The following is a 3152-nucleotide window of genomic DNA, read 5'->3' as shown; positions in this document are numbered from 1 at the left end:
ATTCTAGCAATGTATTTTTATTTACCTTAAAGGACTGTTCAAACTTCCCTGAAGAGAAGTTGTTGGTTTATCAGATTTAATCTCAAATGAAAAAAAGAAATAGCCCACTCATAATTCTTTCTTTCTTGATTCAGATATTCCCCTTGGTGGGGTTTCCCCAAGGATTTATTCTAGAATGGAATGAAAATCTGACCTTGAAAAGCATTCGGGGAATTGAAGTTTCAAACCCGGTTCCTGTTTTTTCTTTTGTACTCAATGGACAAAAAATTCATTCAAATGATTTTTCGTCCCAAGACAAGTCCTGGGCTTTGCATGGGCTAGTTTCTTTAAATATTGACAGTGTTGAAAGTGGAATTGACAACTGGACTGCTGTTTTAACTTTTTCTAATATTTCAACTGATACCCTGAAAGTTGAAAATTTCATTCCTTTTGGAGGATTGGAAGATCAGGTCTATATCACGGGTAAAGGAGTTCATCATTTATCAAGATCCCATCTTTTTAGACCTGGGTTTGATCCAGTCAATGTAATACTTCCTGACAATGCATGGGAACTCGGATATGCGAGTTTTGAATATGGTAATATGGGATTTGCCGGGCTTATGAGGCGCAAATATTGGGATGGGGCACTGAGAAAAAGGTTTGAAACCATTTTGCCTCCCAACTCCAATGTCAGTTACCGGATGTATGTGGATTCTTTTTCAGGAGAATGGCAGAATGGTTTGAAACAGGTTTTTCAAAAGAGATTTCTTTATGATCTGGAGGATTTTGATTACGGCATGTACCAAAGGGAAGACCTGAAATGGATTCGGAAATCCTATGCCATGCATTTGATGATGGCTTGGGATCATGATTTTTACAATAGGGAGGATGAGAGTTTTAGCATTTTTGATTTTCAGCAAAGAAATAAGGATTGGTTTGGGGGGGACGATGTGATCGGAATTTGGCCCACATGGCCGACATTGGGTTTGGACCAAAGAAATCAGTGGGATTTGTTCAGAGACCTACCGGGTGGATTGGAACAGTTTGCATCGATATCCGACAGCCTAAATCGATTGGGTACCAAATTCTTTATCTCTTATAACCCGTGGGATGAAAGTACCCGGTTAGAAGGGCATTTGGAAGGCATGACAGCTCTGATTAAAGCAACCAAAGCTGATGGTGTGGTCTTGGATACCAAAGGGAGTTCGAGCCATGAAATACAGCAGGCTGCTGACTTGGCAAAACCTGGCGTAGTCATGTACAGCGAAGGGATGGCTGTACCCAAAGACATGCCGGGTATAGTTTCAGGTCGGGTTCACAATGCGCTTTATTATCCTCCGTTATTGAATCTCAACAAACTGATCAAACCGGATTTTGCGATTTTCAGGGTTGCCGAATTGGCCTTTGATAGGATCAGAAGGGAATATGCCACTTCATTTTTTAATGGATATGGTACCGAGCTGAATATTTTTAGGCCAGGAAGGCCCGAATGGATAGAAGAAGACTACCTGTTTTTTGGAAAGACATTGAGGATCCTAAGGGAAAACCATTCCAATTTCATTTCTTTTGGATATACTCCTTTGATTCCAACTCTTGTCGACCAGGTATTTGTCAATAAATGGCCCTTGGAAAGAAAAACTGTCTACACAATTTTCAGTCTAAAGCATGAGGGATTTCTTGGCTCTCTGTTCGAAGTTGAGAAAACTGATTCAGGATGGCATTATGTGGATATTTGGAATCATGAGGAGGTTTATGTCCATGAATCAGAGGGGAAAAGTTACATTTCTGCAGATTTGGAAAGTTTTCATCAGAAATGGCTCGGAACAAATAATGAAGGTGCTGTGGGCAGTATTGCGTATTTCCCCAATTTATTGGAAGTAAGTTTGGTTCAAAACATGTTGGAAATCAAAGTCTCAAAAGGAAGTGAAATCCTGGTTTGGACAGGTAATCCAGACTATAGCAAAACGCCTTTGATTTTAAGTTCAGGTTTCCAAACTGTAGATATACATGAATATTTTGGTAGGTATGAAGGCAAGATAGTGGTTCAGTTGTTTGAATCTGATGAATTAATGGATGAGCAAATCATCAACATGGAATACGGAATTCCAAGATTGATCAGTGTCCCTGTAAAGACTCCAATTTTGTCCAAAACACCTAAAGGTATGGTGAAAATTCCCTCGGGAAGTTTTGAAATGACAGTATCACAAGGTGATCAGTTTATCCCATATCCTGTTTCAGCCTATCCACGGAAAGTGGATTTTGATGGTTTTTATATTGACAGGTACCCCGTTACCAATGAGGAGTTTAAAGAATTTTTGGAGAAGACTGCTTATCAACCTAAGGATAAAAACCGTTTTCTTGCCCATTGGGACAATGGTAAGATTCCCGGTGGAATGGAAAAGCATCCTGTGGTAAATGTTAGCTACGAAGATGCAAGTGCTTATGCCAAATGGGCTGGAAAAAGACTGCCAACTGAGGCGGAATGGCAATATGCCGCTTCCGCAGGAGATGGCAGGGATTGGCCATGGGACTCAAACCTTAAAGTAAAAAAGAGATATGAATATGTGACTAATACCCTGACTGTAGAGCATTTGGATGGATTGGGGGAAGAGTTTTGCAATATTGGAAACGGAGTGCTTGATGCGGTAGGAAGCCATCCGAAAGGTAAAAATCCTTGGGGTTTGGAAGATTTGGTGGGTTCAGTCTGGCAGATGACGTCGGATATTTATGACAATGGAACCAATCAGATGATGATTTTGAAGGGTGGTTCCTATTTCAAACCATCCTCAAGTTGGTGGTATGTACAGGGTGGTCCAAGGGAAACTCATTACAGGCAGATGCTTTTGAGGGTTTCGCAGGGTTTTGAAAGAAATGAAACTGTGGGATTTAGATGTGTTGTTGATTATTGAAAGCTATTATAAATGAATATCTCTGAAAAAATCGCCAATCAGGTTTTTGATGCTGAACTCCAGTTTCAGTTTAGCCGAAGCAGTGGTCCCGGTGGGCAAAATGTAAACAAAGTCAACTCCAAAGTTGAGCTGAGGTTCAATATTCCAAATTCACAGATCTTAGATGAAACTGAAAAAGCGACACTTTCAGAAAAACTTTCATCCAAAATCGATACGGAAGGAAACCTGATTATCCAAAGCCAAGAGAAAAGATCACAGATTCAG

2 protein-coding genes are annotated in these 3152 nt (G+C 40.3%); both read left to right on the top strand.

Features of this window, described 5'->3' with window-relative positions:
• Nucleotides 1–86 precede the first annotated feature (86 nt).
• On the top strand, nucleotides 87–2888 hold the full coding sequence (locus ACZFYI_RS18045) for a formylglycine-generating enzyme family protein (protein WP_462525517.1): 2802 nt from the start codon (nucleotides 87–89) through the stop codon (nucleotides 2886–2888).
• 12 nt (nucleotides 2889–2900) lie between these two features.
• The coding region (locus tag ACZFYI_RS18040) for a peptide chain release factor-like protein (protein ID WP_462525516.1) at nucleotides 2901–3152 on the top strand (252 nt) is incomplete at its 3' end.

This window comes from Aquiflexum sp. (assembly GCF_977115555.1).
This window is presented reverse-complemented; position numbering and strand designations above follow the sequence as displayed.